The sequence below is a fragment of the Centipeda flueggei ATCC 43531 genome, from assembly GCF_000160695.1.
Classification (GTDB): domain Bacteria; phylum Bacillota; class Negativicutes; order Selenomonadales; family Selenomonadaceae; genus Centipeda; species Centipeda flueggei.
This window is the reverse complement of the sequence record NZ_GG694006.1, coordinates 286,682-311,184: the sequence shown is the minus strand read 5'-3', so window position 1 is coordinate 311,184 and position 24,503 is coordinate 286,682. Positions and strand designations below refer to the sequence as shown.

23 protein-coding genes and 1 pseudogene are annotated in these 24,503 nt (G+C 50.7%); 23 read left to right on the top strand and 1 reads right to left on the bottom strand.

The window, feature by feature from the left end; all coding sequences use genetic code 11:
* From HMPREF0908_RS01480 to HMPREF0908_RS01450, 7 genes and pseudogenes are all read left to right on the top strand, one after another.
* On the top strand, window positions 1-570 hold a 570-nt coding region (locus tag HMPREF0908_RS01480; protein WP_006689642.1), incomplete at its 5' end, for an alpha/beta hydrolase.
* A 17-nt stretch (window positions 571-587) separates the two neighbouring features.
* The gene (locus HMPREF0908_RS01475) at window positions 588-1,037 is read left to right on the top strand and encodes a flavodoxin family protein (protein WP_006689641.1); all 450 of its coding nucleotides are present in this window, start codon (window positions 588-590) and stop codon (window positions 1,035-1,037) included.
* Window positions 1,038-1,363: 326 nt separating this feature from the next.
* Window positions 1,364-2,506 (top strand): annotated as a pseudogene (locus HMPREF0908_RS01470) (recombinase family protein); the annotation flags it as partial.
* A 161-nt stretch (window positions 2,507-2,667) separates the two neighbouring features.
* Entirely contained in the window at window positions 2,668-3,180 is a 513-nt protein-coding gene (locus HMPREF0908_RS01465; protein ID WP_040572468.1) for a hypothetical protein, read from the top strand.
* A gap of 197 nt (window positions 3,181-3,377) precedes the next feature.
* Window positions 3,378-3,782: a hypothetical protein gene (locus tag HMPREF0908_RS01460; protein WP_156778188.1), complete on the top strand. Its 405-nt coding sequence runs from the start codon at window positions 3,378-3,380 to the stop codon at window positions 3,780-3,782.
* Between the two features lie 33 nt (window positions 3,783-3,815).
* Window positions 3,816-4,364, top strand: coding sequence for a hypothetical protein (locus tag HMPREF0908_RS01455; protein ID WP_006689637.1), 549 nt, complete (start codon window positions 3,816-3,818; stop codon window positions 4,362-4,364).
* Window positions 4,365-4,458: 94 nt separating this feature from the next.
* Window positions 4,459-4,857 carry a hypothetical protein gene (locus HMPREF0908_RS01450; protein ID WP_169304132.1) on the top strand — a complete coding sequence of 133 codons (399 nt, stop codon included), beginning with the start codon at window positions 4,459-4,461 and terminating at the stop codon, window positions 4,855-4,857.
* 304 nt (window positions 4,858-5,161) lie between these two features.
* Here the strand turns inward: HMPREF0908_RS01450 and HMPREF0908_RS01445 are convergent, their stop codons facing one another.
* Entirely contained in the window at window positions 5,162-5,701 is a 540-nt protein-coding gene (locus HMPREF0908_RS01445) for a hypothetical protein (protein ID WP_006689635.1), read from the bottom strand.
* A 378-nt stretch (window positions 5,702-6,079) separates the two neighbouring features.
* Here HMPREF0908_RS01445 and HMPREF0908_RS11075 point away from each other — a divergent pair, with 378 nt between their 5' ends.
* The 16 genes from HMPREF0908_RS11075 (at window position 6,080) to plsY (ending at window position 24,435) form a co-directional block, all read left to right on the top strand.
* A complete protein-coding gene (locus HMPREF0908_RS11075) occupies window positions 6,080-6,478 on the top strand; it encodes a hypothetical protein (protein WP_211204776.1) in 399 nt (132 codons plus the stop codon).
* A gap of 407 nt (window positions 6,479-6,885) precedes the next feature.
* Window positions 6,886-7,278 (top strand): hypothetical protein, encoded by a 393-nt coding sequence (locus tag HMPREF0908_RS01435; RefSeq protein ID WP_040572313.1) that lies wholly within the window; start codon window positions 6,886-6,888, stop codon window positions 7,276-7,278.
* A 289-nt stretch (window positions 7,279-7,567) separates the two neighbouring features.
* Window positions 7,568-9,097: a YifB family Mg chelatase-like AAA ATPase gene (locus HMPREF0908_RS01430; protein ID WP_006689630.1), complete on the top strand. Its 1,530-nt coding sequence runs from the start codon at window positions 7,568-7,570 to the stop codon at window positions 9,095-9,097.
* Between the two features lie 36 nt (window positions 9,098-9,133).
* The gene (gene cutA / locus HMPREF0908_RS01425) at window positions 9,134-9,466 is read left to right on the top strand and encodes a divalent cation tolerance protein CutA (RefSeq protein WP_006689629.1); all 333 of its coding nucleotides are present in this window, start codon (window positions 9,134-9,136) and stop codon (window positions 9,464-9,466) included.
* An 85-nt stretch (window positions 9,467-9,551) separates the two neighbouring features.
* On the top strand, window positions 9,552-10,508 hold the full coding sequence (locus tag HMPREF0908_RS01420; protein ID WP_006689628.1) for a hypothetical protein: 957 nt from the start codon (window positions 9,552-9,554) through the stop codon (window positions 10,506-10,508).
* The gene (locus tag HMPREF0908_RS01415) at window positions 10,474-11,181 is read left to right on the top strand and encodes a glycosyltransferase family protein (protein WP_006689627.1); all 708 of its coding nucleotides are present in this window, start codon (window positions 10,474-10,476) and stop codon (window positions 11,179-11,181) included. The genes HMPREF0908_RS01420 and HMPREF0908_RS01415 overlap by 35 nt, the downstream gene beginning before the upstream one ends.
* 30 nt (window positions 11,182-11,211) lie before the next feature.
* The gene (locus HMPREF0908_RS01410) at window positions 11,212-12,996 is read left to right on the top strand and encodes an O-linked N-acetylglucosamine transferase, SPINDLY family protein (RefSeq protein ID WP_040572467.1); all 1,785 of its coding nucleotides are present in this window, start codon (window positions 11,212-11,214) and stop codon (window positions 12,994-12,996) included.
* Window positions 12,997-13,019: 23 nt separating this feature from the next.
* A complete protein-coding gene (locus tag HMPREF0908_RS01405) occupies window positions 13,020-16,412 on the top strand; it encodes a DNA polymerase III subunit alpha (protein ID WP_006689625.1) in 3,393 nt (1,130 codons plus the stop codon).
* Window positions 16,413-16,420: 8 nt separating this feature from the next.
* Window positions 16,421-17,293, top strand: a complete 873-nt coding sequence (locus HMPREF0908_RS01400; RefSeq protein WP_006689624.1) for a pseudouridine synthase — start codon at window positions 16,421-16,423, stop codon at window positions 17,291-17,293.
* Complete coding sequence (locus HMPREF0908_RS01395) at window positions 17,187-18,398, top strand: BaiN/RdsA family NAD(P)/FAD-dependent oxidoreductase (protein ID WP_245522909.1); 1,212 nt, start codon at window positions 17,187-17,189, stop codon at window positions 18,396-18,398. The genes HMPREF0908_RS01400 and HMPREF0908_RS01395 overlap by 107 nt, the downstream gene beginning before the upstream one ends.
* Before the next feature lie 3 nt (window positions 18,399-18,401).
* Complete coding sequence (gene aroA, locus HMPREF0908_RS01390) at window positions 18,402-19,706, top strand: 3-phosphoshikimate 1-carboxyvinyltransferase (RefSeq protein WP_006689622.1); 1,305 nt, start codon at window positions 18,402-18,404, stop codon at window positions 19,704-19,706.
* Window positions 19,707-19,722: 16 nt separating this feature from the next.
* Complete coding sequence (cmk, locus tag HMPREF0908_RS01385) at window positions 19,723-20,376, top strand: (d)CMP kinase (RefSeq protein ID WP_006689621.1); 654 nt, start codon at window positions 19,723-19,725, stop codon at window positions 20,374-20,376.
* 12 nt (window positions 20,377-20,388) lie between these two features.
* Window positions 20,389-20,991, top strand: coding sequence for a lysophospholipid acyltransferase family protein (locus HMPREF0908_RS01380; protein ID WP_006689620.1), 603 nt, complete (start codon window positions 20,389-20,391; stop codon window positions 20,989-20,991).
* A gap of 122 nt (window positions 20,992-21,113) precedes the next feature.
* Window positions 21,114-22,505 (top strand): DUF512 domain-containing protein, encoded by a 1,392-nt coding sequence (locus HMPREF0908_RS01375; protein WP_040572311.1) that lies wholly within the window; start codon window positions 21,114-21,116, stop codon window positions 22,503-22,505.
* A gap of 26 nt (window positions 22,506-22,531) precedes the next feature.
* On the top strand, window positions 22,532-23,857 hold the full coding sequence (gene der, locus HMPREF0908_RS01370; protein ID WP_006689618.1) for a ribosome biogenesis GTPase Der: 1,326 nt from the start codon (window positions 22,532-22,534) through the stop codon (window positions 23,855-23,857).
* Entirely contained in the window at window positions 23,854-24,435 is a 582-nt protein-coding gene (gene plsY, locus HMPREF0908_RS01365) for a glycerol-3-phosphate 1-O-acyltransferase PlsY (protein ID WP_006689617.1), read from the top strand. The genes der and plsY overlap by 4 nt, the downstream gene beginning before the upstream one ends.
* Window positions 24,436-24,503 lie beyond the last annotated feature (68 nt).

Sequence of the window (24,503 nt, the reverse complement as noted above, 5' to 3'; positions counted from 1 at the left end):
GGAGCGCCTGTCGCCGTCGTGAGTGCGGGCGGCGGATTTGCCTATGTGGGGGCGATGCAGGACAGTTTTCCACATGCGCTCGTCCTCTCTGAGCGCGGAGTGAACTCCTTTGCACTGATCTATCGACCGCGTGCGCAGACGGCGTGCGAAGATCTTTCACGCGCGGTTGCCTTTCTCCACGAACATGCGGCAGAACTGGGCGTTGACATGCGTGGTTACTCCCTCTGGGGCGGCTCGGCGGGAGCGCGTATGGCAGCGTGGGTCGGTTCGCATGGAACGGAGGCGTTTGGACAGCGTTCATATCCGCGTCCTGCCGCCGTCATTATGCAGTATACGGACTTGTCGGAGGTCTATGGTACAGAGCCGCCGACATACAGCTGTGTCGGGACGGCCGATGGCATTGCCTCATGGCAGACGATGCAGCGGCGTACACAGGCGATCCGCAGAAACGGACAGGCGGCAGAGATCGAAGTGTTTAAAGGTCTGCCGCATGGCTTCGGGCTTGGTGAGGGCACTGCTGCCGAAGGATGGCTGAACCGTGCCGCAGATTTTTGGATAGCACAAAGATAAAATGAGGAGGCAACGGTATGAATATACTGTTTATCAACGGCAGTCCGAACAGAGACGGAAATACGGCAGCTCTTGCAGCGAGGTTTCTGCAAGGGCACACCTATGAGACGCTGAATCTTACGGACTATCGGATCAATGTTTATGGACAGGAGCTGCCAGGCGATCAATTCTCTGAGGTGCTTGAAAAAGTGCGGGCGGCGGATTTTATCGTCATCGGTTCGCCGCTTTATTGGCACAATATCTGTGGCGCTGTGCGCAATCTGCTGGATCGATTCTACGGTCCTGTCGAGGCGGGGAGTCTTCACGGGCAGATTGCCTTCCTTTTCCAAGGTGCAGCACCTGAGAAGTGGATGCTGGAGGCGGGCGAATACACAATGCGCCGTTTTGCTGATCTCTACGGATTGACGTATCTCGGCATGGTGACATCGGTACGCGAGGCAGATGTGCTTGCGGCGAAGATCGGCTAAGAATATTTTAGAATCAAAAACCTCGGACTGAGAATAGGCAGTCCGAGGTTTTTGTGTATGAAAATTCTTTAATCAAGAATACGGGTGTGAAGTTCAAGTCTGTGGGTGCAATGGTCAATGTTGTACCCATTGATGTGCGAAATTACCTTATCGAAGTTCAAAGATTGTCCGATATCCAGATCCCGGTGACCAAGTTTTTAGATTTCCGTGTTCAGTTTTACTTACAGGGGGATGCAAAATTTCGACTGAGGGGGTGCAAGGGTGTGCATCGTTAATCGGGTATAGGGGGTGCATCGTTAGATTGTATCAAAATTGGTGGTAAGACGGAACTCCTTATCACGATTATGTCGAGCCTAGCGCAGGAGGAGAGCCGCAGCATCTCGGAAAACACCACATGGGGCAAGCGCAAGCAGTTCGCCGAGGGCAAGACCAGTGTGGGATACAGCGCATTCCTCGGCTATGACAAGGACTTCAAAATCAACGAGGAACAGGCGAAAATCGTAAGGCTCATCTACAAACTCTTCCTTGGCGGGCGATCCTTTTATGCCATTACGAAGGAACTGGAGAAGCGCGGCATCAAATCCCCGTCGGGAAAGGACAAGTGGTACATTTCAACGGTGCGCTCCATCCTTACAAACGAGAAGTATCGTGGCGATGCACTGATTCAGAAAGAGTATACGGCGGACTTTCTCGATAAGACGCGGCGGAAGAACACGGGCGAGATTCCGCAATACTATGTGGAAGAACACCACGAGCCCATTATCCCACCGTATTTGTTCGACTTTGTGCAATCGGAGATAAAGCGTAGAGAGCAGAACGGCAAACACAGCGGCGTGAGCATCTTTGCGAACAAAATCAAATGCGGCTGCTGTGGCGGTTGGTACGGGGCGAAGGTATGGCACTCCACGGATAAGTACCGTAGGGTAATATACCGCTGCAACAAGAAATATACCCACAAGGGCAAGCCGTGCAGTACGAGGCATCTGACGGAAGAGGAAATCAAATGGATTTTCGTCAAGGCACTGAACTCCTTGGTGGAAGTCAAGGAGTGTGTGATTGGGGAACTTCGGTCACTGATTGACAGCGTTTGCCAAACGAGGGAGCTGATGGAGGAACACAATAGGGCAGAGCAGGAACTTCGTGTTTTGACAGAACGGCTTGAAAACCTGATTCGCGAGAATTCACGGGTGGCACAGGATCAGACGGAATATCTGAAACAGGAGAATGAGATTCGTAGACTCTATGTGGAAAAGCAGGGGCATCTGGCGAGGTTGGACGAGCAAATTGCCGAGAGGGAGAGCAAGAGAAAGACCTTGGAGGGCATGATTCAAGCGGTATGCGGTATTAGTGGGGAGCAGGTTGAGTTTGACGAGGAGCTATGGGGAGGTCTGCTCGATCACATTGTGGTGAAGGAGGATGGAGTGATAGTTGTTATTTTCAAGGGCGGGATTGAAGTTAATGTAGTATAAAATAACTGGAAACATGGCTGACAGATAGATTTTTATAGAGAAAATCTAGATTTTATGTTATACTAATATATATAAAATAGTAATAATAAAGCTCAACTATATCCAAATGAAAAATGTATCAGATAGGGAGAATTATGATGGGAAAATACCAATTTGTGAATATGTATAAGAAACTTTTCGTGTTTATGATGTTTTTTCTCGTTCTTGGAACACATGGGATAGTGCGAGCTGATTATCCGAATTATCTGTGGGGAAACAAAAACTTTATCCTATGTGGTGCTCATATGGGGTACGCATCTTATATTGATAAAACATCGTTAGTCGTGGAAGAATACAATCCTCCAATATATAAACTTGCCATTAGGGAAATTCATGTTCCAGAGGCTGATCGAGGGAATATAGAACCTTCTGGGTCAGGAACAGCTCATTTCATGTATAATTGGGAATCAAGACGAATGTATTGGTGGGATTTTAGGGATAATGAATGGCGATATATTCCACCGGTAGGAACTATGGCTGAAACAGGGCATTATTTTGATGGTGAAATGGCATTTTATCTTGCATATAACATGAAGTTTTATGGTGGGCAACAGTGGTACTCCGCACGAGAAGGAAGATATATGGATCCAAACTTTTCGGACAATATTTATACACTGATTGATGGCTCACGTTAATGTGGAGGAATTAAACAATGTTTGAAAGATACTATTTCAAGAAGATATGCCTTGTGTTCTTTTTTTGTTTATTTGTTAGTCCTATATGTACGGCTCAACGTCCGGTGGAATACACAAGAAATCTTGGCGCTATGCCGATAAGTTGTTCTATATACGAGAAGCAGACGGCAATCAATGGTATCTGTGTAGGGGATTCTATGAAAAAACTGCTTTCTATTTTTGGAAAGCCGTATAATGCGTCACAATCAGGCTATAGAATTGAACTTTCCTATATGGGAGCAAGTATTCTGTTGACAGCATGGAATGCGGATGATAATTATATCGTAACTACAATTACCGTAGATGGGAGAGGCGACTTTAAAACCGCAGATGGAGTAAGTATTGGGATGCCAGAAAATGTATTATCCCAGATATATGGCACAGCAGATAGTGTCTCAACTGAAAGGCATAGTGCACCGAAACTTTCTGAAAAAGATAATGAAGAGTATCGGAAACGTCTAGACAAAACTATATATGCATATAATGTAAATGGGTCTGTGACAATGTGGTTTACGGTAAAGAGCGGTATTATAACTTCGATTAAAGTTCATGCCAGCGAATAGTGATATAGAGATGCAGTTTAGGGGGCAATAATTATGAAACGCATTCTTTATCCAATTCCTATTGCATTTATGTGTGCGTTTTACATTCTGACATATAGTATGGCAGTCCATGCAAGCGGTTGGAACGATGACAATCCCTTAGTGAATAATCTATATTACACAGATTTTCTGGGTAAGATCAATGACATATTGGGGTTAGGTGTTTTGCATACAACATTGGAATCACCTCGTTATGATGCTGATGAGTCGGAGGAGGAAACTCTAGCATATGCAGCTGAAACGTCCAACGGTGCACATATTATCTTTTATGTAAAAAATGGTGTGACGTATGAAGTAGCCGCGCTCTTTCGGCAGGGGAATCAGATGGCACAACAAGGTGCGGCTGAAGTTATTATGTCTGCTTGCCTTGCTGCTGGTATGACCGTAGATGAATTCAATAGCCTGTTTAAACTAAAACCTTGGAAAGAAAATACTATGGTGGGTGAGGCTTTCTGCAAAAAGTCTGGAAAACTTATTCGAGTTGTTACACTTCGACATAAGAATGGATATATAGGTGTTGCTCTTTTTGCGTCGAGATCCTAGGACTATAAATATGCGAAAGGAGTGGATTTTCGAACTTAAATTGTGCTGAATATTTTTGATGTATTTACAAAAAGGTGGAGAGAAAATGAAAAGAATGTTATCTGTATTTTTGAGTGTCTTCATAGGTATTCAGCTGATTTCAATGGCAGTTGTTTCTGCTGACAAATTTAAAGGAGCCTATGTATGTACAGATGATCAAGGGTATGATTACTATATCGAAAGAACAGTTTCTTTCAGTCATGATTTAGCTGTTGTTATTGTTGCAGAAAATGAACCAAACTTATTGTTTTTTACATATATTCAACAATATGATAAGAAAAAAATGATTGGTAGGGATGTATATACTTATAAAAAAGAAAAAGGGCAGTACTATTGGCAGTATCATACTTCCTCGGATAAGCGTTGGCGTTATGTTCAAAGCGATAGTGTACAGGACAAAATATTGTATTACGCTTTAGGATATATCGGACGGCTGCATTACTATAAAGACTAAAAGCAGACAACAATTCTCCCGTTGTAGAAAGATACAACAGGAGGGCTGCTTATCTATATTTCCTTAATAGGAAAAGGATCCTCAACATACTAGAGTTGGACTAGTCATCTGTTGCCGTTAGACGTGTAACGGCAACACAGATTCGTTTTTACATATTGTAATTTTTACATTTTATGTGACGTCCTCAATGCTTTTTCTTATCATCTTTTCCGCAGTATTCTCACAACGTTCCTTTCTCGTGCAGAGCGATCCAATGCTTATGTTTTAGTTAGGAATCAGTATATCTGTCTATGAGCTGATCGTGTCATGGATGTGGATATGGATCTGCATAGACAGCCATGAAAAGATCACGTCCATGTTTCGTAGTTACAAGGTAAACATCTGTTCCTGTTCTTATACAGTGAGCTTTACCGCAGAGCGCATTCTCGAACGGTTTTAGGTTCAAGACCTGTCGCACTTCGTCAGGCGTCATGCCCATGGCGAGACCGACGGCAGCCATGACATCGACTGCCTCGCGGGCTCTCTGTTTGTCCTGCTGATTGAATTGGGCACCGACGCTACATACTAAGCCGTCCTGTATATAGAAAGCAACCAACATATCGCTGTTTGTTCTCGTCGTGTATACGTCCTCTTTCGCGGTTGACATATTTTTGTCATAACGGATAGGGGACAGAGTTGTGTGAAAAATTTCGAGTGTAAGCATCTCATTGACACGGTCTACAAAATCTGTATATCTAACCTTTGCCAAAGGTCTGTCTTGCATCTCTGCCGCGGCAGAGGAGGCTGTGATCATGCAGGAAAGCGTGATGATTAGCACAATAATTTGTGATGGAAGTAGTTTCATAAGTGTTTCTCCTTGCTTTTATGAAGAAGAGTAAGACATATTGGCGACTTGCCCCAAAAAGCTGATTTTGTATATTCCATTCTACATTTTCTTTTGGAATCCTGCTTGTTTTTAGATGTTTGTAATTTTTTATTGAAGGACTAATAAATTCAACCACATTATCTTAGCGGGGGGCGTACTGTCCATTTCGACAAATCCTCGGCATAGTCCTTACTATGCATATGGCTTGTCTTCTTGACAGAGGAAAAGCTGCCTCGATCTGACTCATCAGCAAGTTCTTAAGAATTTCTTTTTGGAAAAATAAAAGCTGAGAAGGGATTCCCCCTTCTTTATATAGAAACACATAGAATGTAAAATAATTTTGTGTATGGAGGAAGAATGATGCAGCGTACTATATGTTTTATCTGTTTTTTGCTTATGTGTCTATCGTTTACTTCGGTCTGTTCGGCAGAGCATTGGACACTTGTGTCACGTGCTCCCGGTAATGCACGGATTTATCTCGACTTTGACAGTGCGTATTATGATCGCGATGGGAAAACAGGGCATGTACGTGCTAGAATTTATATGCCTCATCAATCGACGTATACCATCGGAACATTCCACTATAAATTTGAGGAACCACCGCTTTGTAAAAGGACAATGCAGCGGCTCTACGATGAGAATGATGTACTCCTTGCCACATCAGACGGTGATGAAACTTACTTTGAAGTTCCCCCAAGGAGCGCGATTTATGCCATTATGGAGAATTTTTTGATCTATGTTGGTGAGCGAAGTTAAATTTTAGTGGAGGATAGGGGACATGAGAAAATTTTTGTGTAGCTTTACCATTCTGCTTCTTGGACTGATGGTCGTTCTTGTCACATCTGCTCATGCGAATTCGATGAAAAGACCATATGTTTGTACCGATGATCAAGGATATTCATATCATAAGGGAAAAAGATGATCGGACAGGATCACTATAAATTTTGTAGAGGCATAAAAGATCACTATTGGAAGTATCAAACGAAACGCAATGAGGAGTGGCGTTACATCCAGGATGACAGTGTGCAGGACAAGATATTGGATTTTTCACTCAGCTATCTGGGGCATTCTTACGATAAAGAGTGATCTGTATATTACGCACTGTAAGATATAAAAACACGGTGGGCTCACATCATGTATTCGCATAACCGGGAGAGATGAAAATGATGAAGAAAATGTGTCTGTTGATGACGATGTTTATTATGCTGTTTGGAACGGTATGTTCGGCAGCGGATTGGCAGATTATAAGTTCAAATGATAAAGGGGTGCTTTATCTCGATCGGGACAGTGTGGCTTTTGATTTCACAACTTCACACGGTAAGGTAAAGACGAAATTTGTCAATCGTAAGGAAGGCTATATCCTTATCAGCACCGAGTATGACTATAACGAGCCGTATCGCTATAAGACCTTATATTTAGAGTTTTACAATGATGCGGGAGAGCTCATTGGGACTAAGGATGGGGATGTGAGCTTTCATAGGATTCGCGACGACTTTGATCCTCAGATTATGTTGGAACTCCTCAATGTTGTTCATGAACACTTGGGAGGTAAATGATAACGGACAGATGTGCCTCATGTAGAACTAGCTCGTTCTTTCTGATGTGGGCATCGAGGATGCAAATTATGACAGCTATGGCTATGAAGCTCTTTCTGGGAATTGATCAAACATCCAAACTCGAAACACGTCTGCACTGATAATATCCACTACATTCTATAGGCATTTAGAGATTCCATTCATCCTAATCGACGTTTGGAATCTCTTTTCTTTTGCAAAGAATCATTAGCCATCTTCCCCTATCCTGTGTTATAATTTTCTTATATTTGAAACGTAGGAGGGAAGGCCGTTGTTTGCAAAGACCTATGGTGCGACGACCCTCGGGATAGACGGACGAATTATCGACGTTGAGGTGGATGTGTCGCCCGGGCTGCCGAGCTTTGAGCTGGTCGGGCTTCCCGATACGTCGGTAAAGGAGTCTAAGGAGCGGGTACGGACGGCAATCCGCAACTCCGGCATTCAGCTGCGGCAGGAACGGGTGACGGTGAATCTTGCACCCGCCGATGTGCGAAAGGACAGCTCGGGGCTTGATCTGCCGATTGCGGTTGGTCTGCTTGCATCCTACGGTATGGTTCCCGAGGCGGCAGTGCAGAGTGCGCTTTTCTCGGCAGAGCTTTCCCTTGATGGGAACTGCCGTCCGATCAGCGGGATTCTCCCAATGGCGATTACGGCGCGGGAACATGGGCTGACGGAGTTTTACGTTGCACCCTCCAATGCAGACGAGGCACTCCTCATTGATGGGCTGAAGGTCTATGCGGTCGAGAATCTGGCGCAACTTGTGCGTCATCTGACTGGCACAGAGGTGCTGACTCCTGCTGTGCCACACTTGACAGAGCAGAAAACGGATGCAGCCTTTACCGATGACTTTGCAGACGTACAGGGGCAGTATCAGGCGAAGCGTGCGCTTGAAATTGCAGCGGCGGGAGGGCATAACGTCCTCATGGTCGGTGTACCCGGCTCGGGCAAGACAATGCTGGCACGTCGGATGTCTTCGATTCTGCCAGAGCTGACGAAGGAAGAAGCCATCGAGATCACAAAGATTTACAGCATCTCGGGGCTGCTCGGCAAGGATACGGGGCTTGTGACCACGCGCCCCTTCCGCAGTCCGCACCATACATCCTCGACGGTGGCGATGATCGGCGGAGGCAGTATCCCGCGTCCGGGCGAGGTGACACTCGCGCATCACGGCGTACTCTTTCTCGACGAGCTGCCGGAGTTCAGCAAGAAGACGCTTGAGGTGCTGCGTGAACCGATTGAGGATCGCCAGATTACAGTGTCGCGTGCAAACGCAACACTGACGTTTCCCTCTAGTATCATTTTGGTAGCGGCAATGAATCCGTGCCCCTGCGGATTTTTCGGAGACAAAGATCATACGTGTGAATGTTCTGCGGGGGAGATCAAACGTTATACACGAAAGCTGTCGGGACCGTTATTAGACCGTATTGATCTTCATATTCGTGTATCACGTGTGAATTATGCGGATTTGCACGCGACGCAGCGGGCTGAGTCATCTGCATCAATTCGCGCCCGCGTGGTGCGGGCACGTACGATTGAGCGGGAGCGCCTAGGGCGTTACGGCCTCTTTTGTAATGCACAGATGAATCACAGCATGATCAAGAAGTACTGTACGATGGAAGAGAATGCAGAGCATCTGCTGGAAGCGGCATTTCACCGCATTCAGCTGTCGGCACGTTCGCATGACCGCATCATTAAAGTGGCAAGGACGATTGCCGATCTTGATGGAAAAACGATCATCGGAGCGTCTCATATTGCTGAGGCGATACAGCTGCGCTGTGATGTCGGACTGAGCATCGAGTGACTCCTTAATATGAGGAGATAATAGGAGTTTGCATCCATGAAGTATGTAAAGATGGAAATATTTATTCCGCGAACCCATCTTTCTGCACTCCAAAAGGCACTGCAGGAAGTGGATGCCGGGCATATCGGGAACTATGATTCCTGCCTTGCCTATAGTCCTGTAATGGGGACATGGCGGACGCTTGCAGGAGCAGATCCTTATGAGGGAGAAGCGGGCAAGATTACAGAGGCAGAGGAGCTAAAGGTTGAAGTGCGCGTTGGGGAACGGCGTATTGATGAAACGATGCGTGCGATTCGGGAGATCCATCCGTATGAGGCGCCGGTCGTCTTTGTTCTGCCGCTGCTTGACGGCACGGCATTTGACGAATAATATGGATACAACTTCTTTGCGGACTGTGTTATAATGAGTCCAATATGTGCCTTTTATTGGCACTGCAGAATGGGGAGGGCATTGTTTGGCTGAAAAGATTCGATCAGAGCTCCTCTCTTTTCTTGTACCCGATGCTGCTCCGCTGCGGGTTCTTGTCGTTGAGAGTCTGGAATATCTGCCGCAGCTGCAGCAAATGTTTCCTAAGGCAGAACTTTATGCAGTAGGTGCTGAATGCGACGCGCTGGACATTCCCACTGGCATTCATTGGCAGAAACTGGATTACATCACGACACCCCTGCCGTATGAGAAGAATTATTTCGACTATATTCTTTCCGATTTGACATTGGAAAATGCAGACAATCCGCAGGATATTGCTGCAGGATTTTCGATGTTTTTGAAAGATACAGGTGCCTTCCTAACGAGTTTCCGTAATATACGCCATTGGTCTGTCCTGCAAGATCTTATGGATGGGCACTATTATTCCATTGTTTCGCGTCTTTATGCACGTAAAGAATTTGAGAAGCTGCTATACGCCTCCTTTTATAAGAGCGTGCGTGTCCGAGCACAGCAAAGGAAAGCACCGCCAGGAATCATCGATCGGCTTGTGGCAGCGGGGTTCGAGAATCACGGCGATGATCTGGAGGCAGAGTTCTATCTTGTTCGTGCAGATCGGTCAATGCCGGAACTTTCTCTGATCAAATCAATGTATACATCTGGACAACGTAAGAGCATTGTACGACTGCTTCATCGCATCGAGTATGACGTTATACGTGTGGAGTCAGTTCATCAGCTTTGGATGCTGATCGGACAGCTGGACATTTTTCCTGCCTATCTCGCTGCGTTGATTCGTGAAACAGTGGTGCACACTGAGACGTTCTATCGTGCACTCTGTTCCTATTCACATGAGCACTTGGCGTATATTCATGAGGTTCTTGAGGAGAGTGCCGCAGAGAGCGTTGACCCTGTTCGGCAGGAGTTGTATCTGAGTTTGCAGAGAGAATGCATAAATGACGAGAAAGCAGACGACAGCGTTCGTGGATGAGAATAAGGTTGCCTTTATCACTTGCGTAAATGATGAAGATATGTACCGTGAGTGTCTTCTCTATCTCAAGACACTCTCTGTTCCCGCAGGGATGACGGTCGAGTATATCCCCGTGCGCGGCGCACGATCTATGTGCGCAGGGTACAATGAAGGGGCGCGTGCGACCAATGCGCGCTACATGGTGTATCTGCATCAGGATGTCCTTGTTGTCAATAAGAATTTGATTGCCGATCTGCTCTCTATTTTCCGTGATGAGGCGATCGGTATTATTGGCGTGATTGGCTGTCGGAGTCTGCCGCACTCCGGCGTCTGGTGGGACGGTCTGCGTACTTATGGGCGTGTACTTCATCACTGTGAGACGGAGAGTGTCATTGATTCCCGGTGTATGGAGCCCGATGGACCATACATAGATGTTGAGTCGGTGGACGGTCTCTTTATGGCGATACAGTATGGTATCCGTTGGCGGGAGGACCTATTTGCGGGCTGGCACTTCTATGATACATCGATGTGCATGGAGATGCGGCGCCACGAGTTCAGAGTCGTTGTTCCGAATCAGGAGGAAGACTTTTGGTGCATTCACTGTCCGCAGGAAAAGCCGCTTGCACTGGAATATAAACACGATCAGAAGATCTTTTTGCAGGAGTATGGCAGAGAATTGCAGCCGGAGGTCTAAGAAAAGATAAACTGGAGAGGGGGGATGAATATGCAGGATCGTGTGCCGCATGAGGAGCATGCTGCGGAGGAGAAGCTGAATTGGCTGCGCCTCGCAACACAGTTTTCGTCGGATGGTGATCTGAAGGGGATGCGTGCATGTGCGCAGGAGGTCGAGCGTCTTAAGGCGGGCGATGTTGATGCAATGGCAGTCAATGCAGAAGCTGCGCTGTATAGTGGCCGTATTGATGAAGCAGAGAAGCTTGCTGAGCAAGTTCTCGATATTCAGCCGCGCCATCCACGAGCCCGCATAGTAAAGGCTGGGCTTGCGGCACTTGATTTCCGGCTGGATGAGGAAATCCCCCTTCTGGCGGATTTGGTCGAAGAGCTGTCCTATAAAGAGAAGGTTCTTGGTGAAGAAGATCTTTCTTATATCATCTACCATCAGATCTTGAAACGTGCGCGCGGCTGGCTTGCTGACGCTCTATATTTGGCGGGTGAGGCAAAGGGGGCAGCACACGAACTGCTCATGTCGAGTCGTCTTGCTGATGACCATGATGAGGCAGCAGAGCTTTACAGCAAGTATCTCTTTATGCGTAATTATCGATCTCTCGGGGCACAGGAGGGGCGGAAAAAGGCAGAGCACTATGATGAACTGCTGAATATTACCCCATATACACATGAAGATGTGACGCGTTCCACACAGCGGAAGCTTCGTATTGGGTATATCTCCCCGGATTTTCGTGAACATGCCGTATCTTATTTTCTCCCTCCGCTGCTTCGGCATTTTGATGGGGAGCACTTTATGGTGTTCTGCTATGCGCTTGGCAGGAGTGATTCCGTTACGGAACGTTTTCGTACGCGTCGTGTGACTTGGCGTGATCTGCGCGGACGTCCGCCGCGGACGGCAGCACGCCTCATTGCCGAGGATAAGATAGATATACTTGTGGATCTTTCAGGGCACTCGCAGGACAATGCTTTGCCCATCATGGCGTATCGGCCTGCTCCGGTTCAAATGTCCGGCATTGGATATACAAATACCACTGGATTACATACGATTGACTATTTTCTCTCGGATGAGGTTTGTATTCCCAAGGGGGATACGATGGCAGAGAGCGGATTTACCGAGCAGATTCTCCGTCTGCCGCACTCCCATCTCTGCTATATGCCGGAGGAAGTACGAGCAATGCCGGAATCGGGCTATGAGGCGCCCGTCTATAAAAATGGGTATGTGACGTTTGGCAGTTTTAACAACTTTGCCAAAGTGACAGATGAGATGCTCCTCCTATGGCGTGGTATCCTGGATGCAGTGCGGGACTCAAAACTGGTGATTAAGGGAAAGATTGCGAGCATTGATGCCGGACTGCACTATGCCAAACAGCGTCTTTCTATGGTGAATTTTGATCTTGACCGTGTCGAGTTTCGCCCGTTCAGTCCAGACTATTTGGAGCAGTATCGCGATATTGATATAGCTCTTGATACGGCGCCATATAATGGCGGGGTGACGACGTGTGAGGCACTCTACATGGGGGTCCCTGTGATTTCTATGCGCGGACGCACACATGGCTCGCGCTTTGGTGCCTCCATTTTAACCAATACCGGTGTACGCGAATTGATCGTCGAGAATGATATTAGCTACGTTCGACGTGCTGTTCAGCTCGCTGAATCCCCCAAACTGATTGCTGGTTATCACGCCGGGCTGCGCACCAATATGAAACGCTCGCCGCTGATGGATGCTGGTGGATATATGAAAGAACTGGAGTCGGCATATCGGGAAATCTGGCATCGATTTTTGCATCGTCGTGCACGTGAGGAATTCGAGAACTTTTCTACCTAGAATGAGGGGAGGTGAATCCATCAATGGCCTTTGCGCATCTGCATGTACATACAGAGTACAGCTTGCTGGATGGTGCAAGCCGCATTAAAGAGCTTGTATGTCGGACGAAGGAACTCGGCATGGATGCGGTCGCCATGACCGATCACGGTGTTATGTATGGAGCTGTTGCATTTTATAAGGAGGCCAAGGCGCAGGGCATTCATCCCATCATCGGTTGTGAGGTCTACCTTGCCCCGCGTCAGCGGCAGGAGCGTGCCGAGGTAAACGGCACGCGATACTATCATTTGATTCTGCTTGCAGAAAATGAATGCGGCTATCGCAATCTGGTTCAGCTCATATCCCTCGCCAACATCGAGGGATATTATTATAAGCCGCGCATCGATAAGGAGCTTCTTCGGCGCTTCCATAAAGGGCTGATTGCCCTGTCTGCCTGTGTGGCAGGAGAGATACCGCAGGCGGTTCTGCGTGGGGACATGGAGCTTGCCGATGCGCTGGTGCGTGAGTACAGCGGCATCTTTGGCAGAGATAATTTCTTCTTGGAGATTCAGGATCATGGACTTCCTGAAGAGAAGAAGGTCAATCGCACGCTTCGTCGTCTAGCGGAAAAACATAACATCGGACTCGTTGCTACGAATGATGTACACTATGTCAATACGGAAGACAGCGAGTTTCATGACATCCTCCTCTGTGTGCAGACAGGACGTACGCTCAATGACCCGGATCGGATGCGCTTTTCCGGACCTGACTACTATCTGAAATCTGAGGAAGAGATGACGGCTCTCTTTGCCGACTATCCAGGTGCAATAGAGAATACGGCGAAAATTGCAGAGCGATGTCAAGTGGATTTTACCTTCGGTGAACTGCAGCTGCCGTTCTATCCGCTTCCTGGCGGATATACAACAGACGACGACTATCTCCGTGCACTTTGTACGGAGCGTATTCCTGCGCGTTATCCTGCGGCGGGGAATGAGGTGCATCAGCGTCTGGATTACGAGCTCGGCGTCATTCATAAGATGGGATATGCCAGCTACTTTCTCATTGTGTGGGACTTCATTAATTATGCACGCGGACATGGCGTCGCTGTCGGTCCGGGGCGCGGCTCTGCTGCAGGCAGCATTGTTGCCTTTCTGCTCGGCATCACGAACATTGATCCTCTCCGTTATGCTCTTCTCTTTGAGCGGTTTCTTAACCCAGAGCGTGTGTCGATGCCGGATATTGATATCGACTTTGACGACATCAACCGCGGGCGGGTTATTTCGTATGTCAAAGAACGTTATGGCGAGGATCATGTCGCTCAGATTGCCACCTTTGGAACGATGGGGGCCAAGGGAGCGATTCGTGATGTTGCACGCGTTCTCGAGATGCCGTTTGGTGAAGTGTCGACCATTACCAAACTCGTCCCTGCCGAGCTGAATATTACACTTGATCGTGCGCTTAAGGAGTCCGCCGACTTTCGCAGGCGGTATGAGGAGGATGAGGAGGCCCATCGTGTCATTGATCTTGCGCGTAAGATCGAAGGACTGCCGCGCAACACCTCTATCCATGCCGCCGGCGTTGTGATCGCAAAGTCGCCGCTGACCAGTCAGGTTCCTGTGTGGGTTTCTGAGGGAACGCTTGTTACGGAGTATGACAAGGACGATGTCGAGGCTCTCGGCCTGCTCAAAATGGATTTTTTGGGCTTGCGTACGCTCAGCATCATTGCCGATGCCGTAGAAAATATACGTCAGTCACATGGCGTGGACATCAACATGGATCGGATTCCTCTTATTGATGAAAAAACATCACAAATGCTGTGCAATGGCGATACAGGTGCAGTGTTTCAGATGGAATCTGCAGGCATGACAAATCTTGTTAAGGAGCTTCAGCCGAAGGGCTTTGTCGATTTGATTCCGACGGTTGCCCTCTATCGACCCGGACCCTTGGGGAGCGGCATGGTGACGGACTTCATTGATGGGCTGCATGGGAAAAAGGATGTTGTTTACATGCATCCTCTGCTTGAACCAATTCTAAAGGAGACGTTCGGCGTTGTCCTTTATCAGGAACAGGTCATGCAGATCGTTCAAGTTCTTGCCGGATTTACGCTTGGCCAGGCTGATCTCCTGCGGCGTGCCATGGGCAAGAAAAAACATGAGCTCCTGATGGCACAGAAAGAAATTTTTCTCCAGGGCTGTGAGAAGAACGGCATTGCTGCGGAACTGGCGAACCACATTTTTGATCTATTGACCCATTTTGCCGACTATGGATTCAACAAATCCCACAGTGCGGCGTATGGCCTCTTGGCATGGCAGACGGCGTATCTGAAGGCGCATTATCCCGTAGAGTTTATGGCGGGGGTATTGACCAGCATCATGGACAAGACGGACAAGATTCCGGTCTACATTCAGCTTTGCCATCAGATGAAAATTAATATTCTTCCCCCCGACATCAATGCAAGCACAGCAAGCTTCAGCATCGAGGACGGTGCTATACGCTTTGGGCTCGCGGCTGTTCGCAATGTGGGCGAGGCGGCGATCGGGAGCATGGTGCAGGTGCGCGCAGAGGGCGGGAAATTCCACTCTCTGGTAAACTTTTGTGCACGTGTTGACATGCGTACGATGAATAAACGTGCCATTGAGAGCCTGATCAAATGCGGAGCTTTCGACTGTCTGGGGAGAGAGCGGAATCAGCTCTTATATTCGCTTGATTTTGCTATGCAGGATGCTGCGCGCAGCCAGCGTGACCGCATGAGTGGACAGATTGGGCTGTTTAGTTCGGATACGATGGAGAGCGTCCAACAGATTCAGGACTTTCCCGATGTCCCGCCGACTACTGCAGAGGAGCGTTTGATGTGGGAGAAGGAAGCCACCGGGTTCTATATTACCGGGCATCCGCTGGACGACTACCGCGATACGCTTTCCTCCCTTTTGCCGATCAATGATATTCGTGGGGAACTGCGAAAAGATCGTCAACTCGTTCGTATTGGCGGTATACTGACCAATACGAAACGTTATACCACAAAAAAAGGTGATACGATGCTTTTCGCTGAGATGGAGGATTTCAGCGGACGCATCGAAGTTACAGTGTTTCCGCGTGTGTTCTATGCGCATGTGTCCGATCTGGAGCCGGAGAGTGTTCTTGTCGTGCAGGGGCGTGTCGATGCGGCAGGAGAGGAACCAAAGCTTCTTGCTGATGAGATTTGGCCGATCAGCGAATACCGAGTTTCGTTCTATCTCATGCCGCCGCGAGATGCAGATCGTCAAGCACTGTGGACGAAGATGAAGGAGTTGTTTGCAAAGCATACAGGCGATCATCCGGTCTACGTAAAGAGTGATGGTCATTGGCGTAAATTGGACTCTTCCTATTGGATTGATGGGTCGCCGGAAGTCCGGGAGGATCTCACGGAGCTGATGGGAGAACTGTCGGTGAAGGTGCGGTAGGAGACACGATGGAAGAACGATTGCAGAAAATCATCAGCAATGCAGGGGCAGCATCCAGGCGTGCTGCAGAGGCGCTCATTCGTGCTGGGCGTGTGACAGTCGATGGACTGCCCGTCACGGCGCTCGGCGGCAAGTACGATGCAGCACGGCATGAGATTGCTGTGGACGGCACACCGATTCGCCGCAATGAGAGACGTTTTTATATTTTGCTCCATAAACCGCGAGGCTGTCTCTCGACGGCATATGATGATCGGGGGCGCAGAACAGTACTGGATCTTCTGCCGCATTTTCCCGCGCGCCTCTATCCTGTTGGTCGGCTGGATGCCGATACGGAGGGGCTTCTGATCATTACCAACGATGGTGCCATGACACAGGGACTGCTCCATCCGCGTTTTGAGATTGACAAGGTATATCGTGCAGAGGTCACGGGAAACGTCACTGAGGATGGACTTACTGCACTTCGGAATGGGATTCTTCTGGACGACGGAAGAACGGCTCCTGCACGGCTGCGCGTTCTGCACAGAGAGGGAGAACGTACTGTCGTCGAGACGATCATCCACGAGGGACGCAAGCGACAAGTGCGGCGTATGTTTGCTGCCATTGGCTGCCGTGTGCAGAGACTTTGTCGTGTCCGCTTTGCCATGCTGACGCTGGATGGGGTCTCCTGTGGTTCTTTCCGCCATCTGACCTCAGATGAGATCCATGAACTGAAAAAAATAGCTGGGGTGATGCACAGTGGGGAAGATTCTCGTCGTAGGCGCGGGTCCTGCGGGAATGATGGCGGCCGCTGCGGCAGCGGAACACGGGGGCAGTGTGACCCTGCTCGAAAAGATGCCGCGCGTCGGGCGCAAGATGATGATCACGGGAAAGGGGCGCTGTAATGTCACAAGCGCGGATGAGATCCCTGACATCATCAAGAATGTTGTAGGAAATGGCAGATTCCTCAACAGCAGCCTGCGTGCCTTTGACAATGCAGACGTGATGGCGTTCTTCGAGAGGCTGGGGGTTCCGCTCAAGATTGAGCGCGGCAACCGTGTTTTTCCGCAAAGTGACCGTGCTGTCCAAGTGGTGGACGCCATGCTGAAATATCTGCGTGATCTAAGGGTGGAAGTTCGTATCAACACAACGGTGCATGCACTCGTTATCGAGGATGGCGTATTGCTTGGCGTATGCCTGGCAGACGGTGCAAAGCTCGAAGCGGATGCCGTCATTCTTGCGACGGGCGGTGCATCTTATCCTGCGACGGGTTCAACGGGGGACGGCTACGCATTTGCACACGCGGCAGGGCATACGGTCACGCCGATCTTTCCAGCGCTTATCCCCCTTGTGACGCGGGAAAGCTGGGTGAAGGACGTGCAGGGGCTGTCGCTTCGGAACGTGCGCGCGATACTGTATCATGCGGGGAAGAAAGAACAGGACTTTTTCGGAGAGATGCTCTTTACGCATTTCGGTGTCACGGGACCGATTATTCTCCGACTGAGCCGTCGTGCATCGGAGCTCCTGATGGAGGGGAAAAAGGACATCGAACTGCGGCTGAATCTCAAACCTGCGTTGACGCATGAGAAGCTGCGAGAGCGTGTGGATCGGGATTTTGCGGCATACGAGCAGAAGCAGCTTCACAACGGTATGATCGATCTTCTGCCAAGGCGTCTGATTGACATTGTGCTGAATGCGGCGGGACTTGACACCAAGCGCGTCGTCGGACAGATTTCGTCAAAGGAACGTGAACGTCTTGTGCGTGCCTTACAGTCGCTCCCTCTGACAATCACGGGGACACGCCCCATCGCGGAAGCAATTGTAACGGCGGGCGGTGTCGCGACGCATGAGATCGACCCACGCTCGATGGAGTCCAAGATCATAAGGCATCTCTATTTCGTCGGCGAACTGGTCGACGTGGACGCCAATACGGGTGGTTACAACCTGCAGGCGGCATTCTCGATGGGGTACGCGGCAGGCTGCTATAGTGTTTGGAACTTGGAAGGGTAGTAAATGACTGAGATGAAAACGATTGAACCTGCGCGCCATGGCTGGCAGGGCATGATCGATATACCGGGGGATAAATCCATCTCGCACCGCAGCGTCATGTTTGCGGGGCTTGGCAACACGCCTGTGCATATCAACAATTTCCTTCATGCGGCAGACTGCCTTTCAACGGTCGGCGTGATGCGCTCGCTTGGCACAGCGATCGAATTTTTGAACGAGAACGAACTGATTGTTACGGGAAAAGGACTGCATGGGCTATCCGAGCCGATGAACGTACTTGATGCGGGAAACTCGGGGACGACACTGCGCCTTATGATGGGGGTGCTTGCGCCGCAGTCGTTCCTCTCCGCGTTCAGCGGCGATGCCTCACTGACGCGCCGTCCGATGAGGCGCGTGCTTCTGCCGCTCTCTGAGATGGGGGCGCGTATCTACGGGCGAAATGCGAACAATAACCTTCCGCTTGTTGTTGTACCGACAGGGGGGAAGCTGCGCGGCATTCACTACAAAAGTCCTGTCGCCAGTGCGCAGGTCAAGTCTGCAATTCTGCTCGCGGGTCTCTATGCAGATGCACCGACGACAGTCACAGAGCCATACGTTTCTCGCGATCACACGGAGCAGATGCTTGCGGGTTTCGGCGTTCGCATCGAGCGCAGCGGGACGAGTGTTACTGTTTTCCCTGTGGAGGACGGCGGCTATCGTGCGCCCGATGAGATTACGGTGCCGGGGGATATCAGTTCGGCCGCGTACTTCCTCGTCGCGGGCAGCATTATTAAGGACAGCCGCCTGCGCCTGAATAACGTCGGCATAAACCCAACGCGTACGGGGATACTGGATGTGCTGAGAGAGATGGGGGCACATATCTCCGTGCAGAATGAGCGTGAGAGCGGTGGGGAATGCGTTGCCGATCTCTTCGTTGAGTCGGCGTCTCTGCATGGTGTTTCTTTCGGTGCAGAGATCATGCCGCGCCTCATCGACGAGATTCCGATTCTTGCCGTCGCTGCACTCTTTGCCGAGGGAGATACGGTCATCACGGGAGCGGGAGAGCTTCGCGTCAAGGAGACCGACCGACTCCACGCCGTTGCAACGGAGTTCCAAAAACTTGCGCCCGGCAGCATCGATGAACGTGAGGATGGGCTTGTCATTCACGGGAAATCTGAGATACAGCGGGCGCGGGTTAAGAGTTATGACGATCATCGCATGGCAATGTCTCTTGCTGTACTCGGTGCGGCAGGGAAGGGTGTTCTCATTGAGAACCCTGAAAGCGTGAACATTTCCTATCCAACATTTTTTTCTGAGATCGAGCGGCTGTGAATGAGGAGGATTTCATATGAAGCGTGTCATTGCAATTGATGGGCCGGCAGGAGCCGGAAAGAGTACCGTCGCTAAAATTGTGGCAGAAAAGCTCGGCTATACTTATATCGACACAGGAGCGATGTACCGCGGCGTGGCATGGAAAACCCTCAAGCAGTCGCAGGAGGTGACCGACGAGGATATTCTCCGCGCCGTTCATGACATCGATGTGCACCTTGCCTGTACGGAAAGCGGCACGCGTGTCACAGTCGACGGCACGGATGTGACGGAAGAGATCCGTACGCCGGAAGTTACGCATATCGTTTCGCGCGTCGCTGCCCTTGGCCCGGTACGGGAAAAGATGGTAGAACTCCAGCGTGCGATGGCAGCAGATGGTGCCGTCGTGATGGATGGGCGTGACATCGGGACGAACGTGCTCCCCAACGCTGATGTGAAGGTGTTCCTCACGGCTTCTGTTGAAGAGCGGGCACGCCGCCGCTATAACGAGATGAAGGAAAAGGGGTATGCGGTGAATTTTGACGAACTGAAACAGGAGATCGCTGCACGTGACAAACAGGACAGTGAGCGCACAATCTCTCCGCTGCGGCAAGCAGATGATGCTATCCTGCTCGATTCGACCAGACTCTCTATCAACGAAGTTGCTGCGCGGATTATGGAACTCTCAGAATAGGCAGGCGCACATATGTTTTATGGATTTTTACAGCACTTCTTTCGTCTGATTTTCCACGTTATCTTTCGTACGCGCGTCTATGGATGCGAGAACATCCCTGCGGAGGGAGCCGTGATCCTTGCCGCCAATCATGCGAGCAATATCGATCCGCCGCTGATGGCGAGTCTTATCGATCGTCCTGTCAGCTACATGGCAAAGATCGAACTCTTTGAGAATCCTATCTTCGGTGCTGCGATCCGCCGCTGCCACGCCTTTCCCGTGAAACGCGGCGCATCCGACCGCGGCGCGATCAAGGCGGCAGTCACTGTCCTCAAGGAAGGGCGCATTCTTGGGCTCTTTCCCGAGGGGACACGCAGCAAGACCGGAGAACTCCAAAAGGCAGAAGCGGGCGTCGCCCTCATCGCCGCCATGACGGGGGCTCCAATCGTGCCCGTTGCCATCCTCAATACCCATCGTATTTTTTCCAACGGCGGTCTGCTTCCGCAGCTGCGGATCATGTACGGCGCACCGATCATGTTTCATGGTGACCGCAAGAACAAGGAGGCGCTGGATGCGTTCTCCGAGGAGATCATGGCACATATTGCGCGAATGAAGGACGAGCTTGCAGAGATGTAAAACAGCCAGGCGAAATGACGATCGTCGTATCTGCAGCTCTCGTTGTATGGATTACAGGAATATGGTATAATCGCCTCGTTTTTCCGTGCAGCATCATCTGTTTTAGAGGAAAGGAGGGGACTGTGGCGAAGACGTATCCGGGGGTGATTCTTCGCGTGCCGGAGGGAAGCCTTGCCGATGAGCTGGGGCTTGCGGCGGGGGATAAGATTCTTACGATCAACGATATGCCGCTGCGCGATATTATTGATGTCAGCTTTGCGATGGCGGACGAGGAGATTGAGCTTCTCGTTGAACATATCGATGGGACGCAGGAGTGCATTGCGTTCGACAAGGACTATGACGAGGAGCTTGGCGCGGAGTTTGAGAGCGCCGTATTCGACGGGATTCGTGCATGTGCGAATCACTGCTATTTCTGCTTTGTCGATATGATTGCCCCGCACATGCGCCGCAGTCTTTCCGTGAAGGACGACGATTATCGTCTGTCCTTTCTCTATGGGAATTTTGTAACGCTGACCAACATGGGGGAGGCGGACTATGCGCGTATTGCACGGCTGCATCTCTCACCGCTCTACGTATCGGTGCAGTGCACGAATCCCGTCCTGCGTGCGGAGATACTGCGATGTTCGTGGGCAGGGGATATTCTTGGGCAGCTCGCGCGGCTTGAAGAAGCGGGCGTGGAGTACCATACGCAGGTGGTGCTCTGTGCCGGGCTGAACGATGGAGAAGAGCTGGAGCGGACGATCCGCGACATTACGGCGCGGCGTCCCCATGCGCTCTCACTCGCCATCGTACCTGTCGGGCTGACAAAACATCGAACGGATCCGTTCCCGCTCGTTCAGTTCGATCGGGACGGTGCAGCGCGCGTGATCGACCAGGTCGAGCCGTGGCAGGAAAAAATGCGCGCGGAAGAAGGGCGCACCTTCATCTACCTAGCCGATGAATTTTACTTTCTGGCAGGGCGCGAGGTTCCGCCTGCCGCGATGTACGATGGCTTTCCGCAGCTCGACAATGGGATTGGGCTGACGCGCAGCTTCATCGGGGAGTGGGATGCGGCAAAGGAGAGCGGAGCTGCATGCGGAGCTCGCCTCGCTGTTGTGAGCGGAACGGCGGTTGCTCCCGTTCTGGCGGCAAAGGCGCGGGAAGTTGATCCTCTGGAGCAGAATATTTTTGTCCTGCCTGTTGAAAATCGTCATTTCGGTGCGATGGTTAATGTGTCGGGCCTCCTTATCGGTGCAGATATTGCAGCAGCACTGCGGGAGATGTCCCAGGCGGTCGACGGCGTACTCATTCCCGCATCGGCACTGCGTGAGGGGGAGGATGTCTTTCTGGATGATATGCCCCTTGATGCCCTGCGGGCGGAATTTCCGGCCCTGCGCATCGAGCCGGTGGCGACGGGTGCGGACTACTATGCAGCGCTTTCGGACTGGGCACATTATCATCGCACGCGTGCGAGCGGCGGCTATACGTGGCAGAGCAATGCGGGCTATACAAAGCCTGTGGCAGGAAATCGCTGAGGATGCAGGGAGAGGAGTGAAGCATCATGAGCAAGCCCATTGTGGCAGTGGTCGGGCGTCCCAATGTCGGGAAGTCGACGCTGTTCAATCAGATCGGCAAGAAGCGTGTTTCCATTGTCGATGATATGCCGGGCGTGACGCGCGACCGCATCTATCTGGATGCGGAGTGGCTGACCCATGAGTTTACGATCATTGATACAGGCGGCATCGAGTTCGATGAGAGCGACCATATTCTGCGTTCGATGCGTTCTCAGGCAGAGCTGGCAATGGAGGAGGCAGATGTCATCCTCTTTCTCGTCGATGGCCGGTCAGGGCTGACGACCTCAGATGAGGAGGTCGCGCGCCTCCTGCGGCGGACGAAAAAGCCTGTGATTCTGGCGGTCAACAAGATCGACAGCTTTGAGCGTGAGGCGCTGATCTACGATTTCTATTCGCTCGGGCTCGGTGATCCGATTCCCATCTCTGCTTCCAATGCGATGAATCTTGGCGATCTGCTGGATGCCGTCGTCGCGGCGTTCCCGACGGAGCCGGCGGAAGTACAGGAGACGGATGAGATCGCTATTGCTGTCGTCGGCCGTCCCAATGTCGGCAAATCCTCGCTCGTAAACCGTCTCCTCGGTGAGGAGCGCGTGATCGTCAGCGATGTGCCGGGGACGACACGCGATGCAATTGACACGCATTTTACCAAAGACGGTGCAAAGTATCTCCTCATTGATACGGCAGGGATGCGTCGCAAGGGCAAGATCACACTGCCTGTGGAGCGGTACAGCGTGATGCGTTCCCTGCGTGCGATCGACCGCGCGGGAGTCGTCCTCATGGTCATCAACGCCGCCGAGGGGATTCTGGAACAGGACACGAAGATCGCGGGCTATGTGCACGAGTCGGGCAAAGGCGTCATCATTGTCGTGAATAAATGGGATATTTTCCCGGAAAAAAACGACAAGTCAACACTGCGCTTTACGGATGATCTGCGCGAAAAGCTCGGTTTCCTCCAGTATGCACCCGTTCTCTATACATCGGCATTGACAGGACAGCGCGTGGAGCGCGTGACGGAACTCGTGAAATATGTGGCGGAGCAGCAGTCGATGCGCATCAAGACAAGTGTGCTCAATGAGCTGATCCGCGATGCGGTATCGGTCAATCCGCCGCCGACGAAGAAGGGGAAGCAGCTCAAGATCTTATTTGTTACGCAGGTGAGCATCGTCCCGCCGACGTTCATTATTTTTGTTAATGACCCCGAACTCATGCACTTCTCCTATCTGCGCTTTATCGAAAATCGCCTGCGCGAGAGCTTCGGCTTCGAGGGAACGCCAATCCGCCTCGTAGTGCGTGCTCGCAAGGAGGAAGAATGATGATGTATCTCGCTGCAGCCATCGCCGCCTATCTCATCGGATCGATTCCGAGCGGGCTGATTCTTGGAAAACTGATCTGGCATAAGGACCTGCGCGACTATGGCAGTCACAACATCGGCGCCACGAATGCGTGGCGCACGCTCGGAAAGACGGCGGGCATTGCCGTGTTCATTGCGGACAGCCTGAAAGGGCAGGCGGGCGTTATGCTTGGACTGCTCCTTGTCGGTACACCGCTCGCTGCCGTCGTCGGTGGATTGTGCACCATTCTCGGGCACAGCTTTTCGCTCTTTCTTCGTTTTCACGGCGGCAAGGGGGTTGCGACTTCACTCGGCGTTCTGACGATGCTGATGGGGCAGGTGACGTTTATTATCTTCGTCATCTGGCTGACGATCGTCTATGTGTCACGCTATGTCTCCCTCGGCTCTGTTGTCGCGGCATTTCTTACGCCGTTCCTTGCGGCACTTTACGGGTATCCGACAGAGTACGTTCTCTTTACGGCCGTGGCGGCGATCCTCGTTATTCTTCGTCACCGTGAGAACATTGAACGGCTGATGCACGGAACAGAAAATAAAATCTGACGCACTGTTTTGTGATACTGGGCGTGTATGGTATGATATACTTGGACTGAAATAGTGCATCGGCAGCA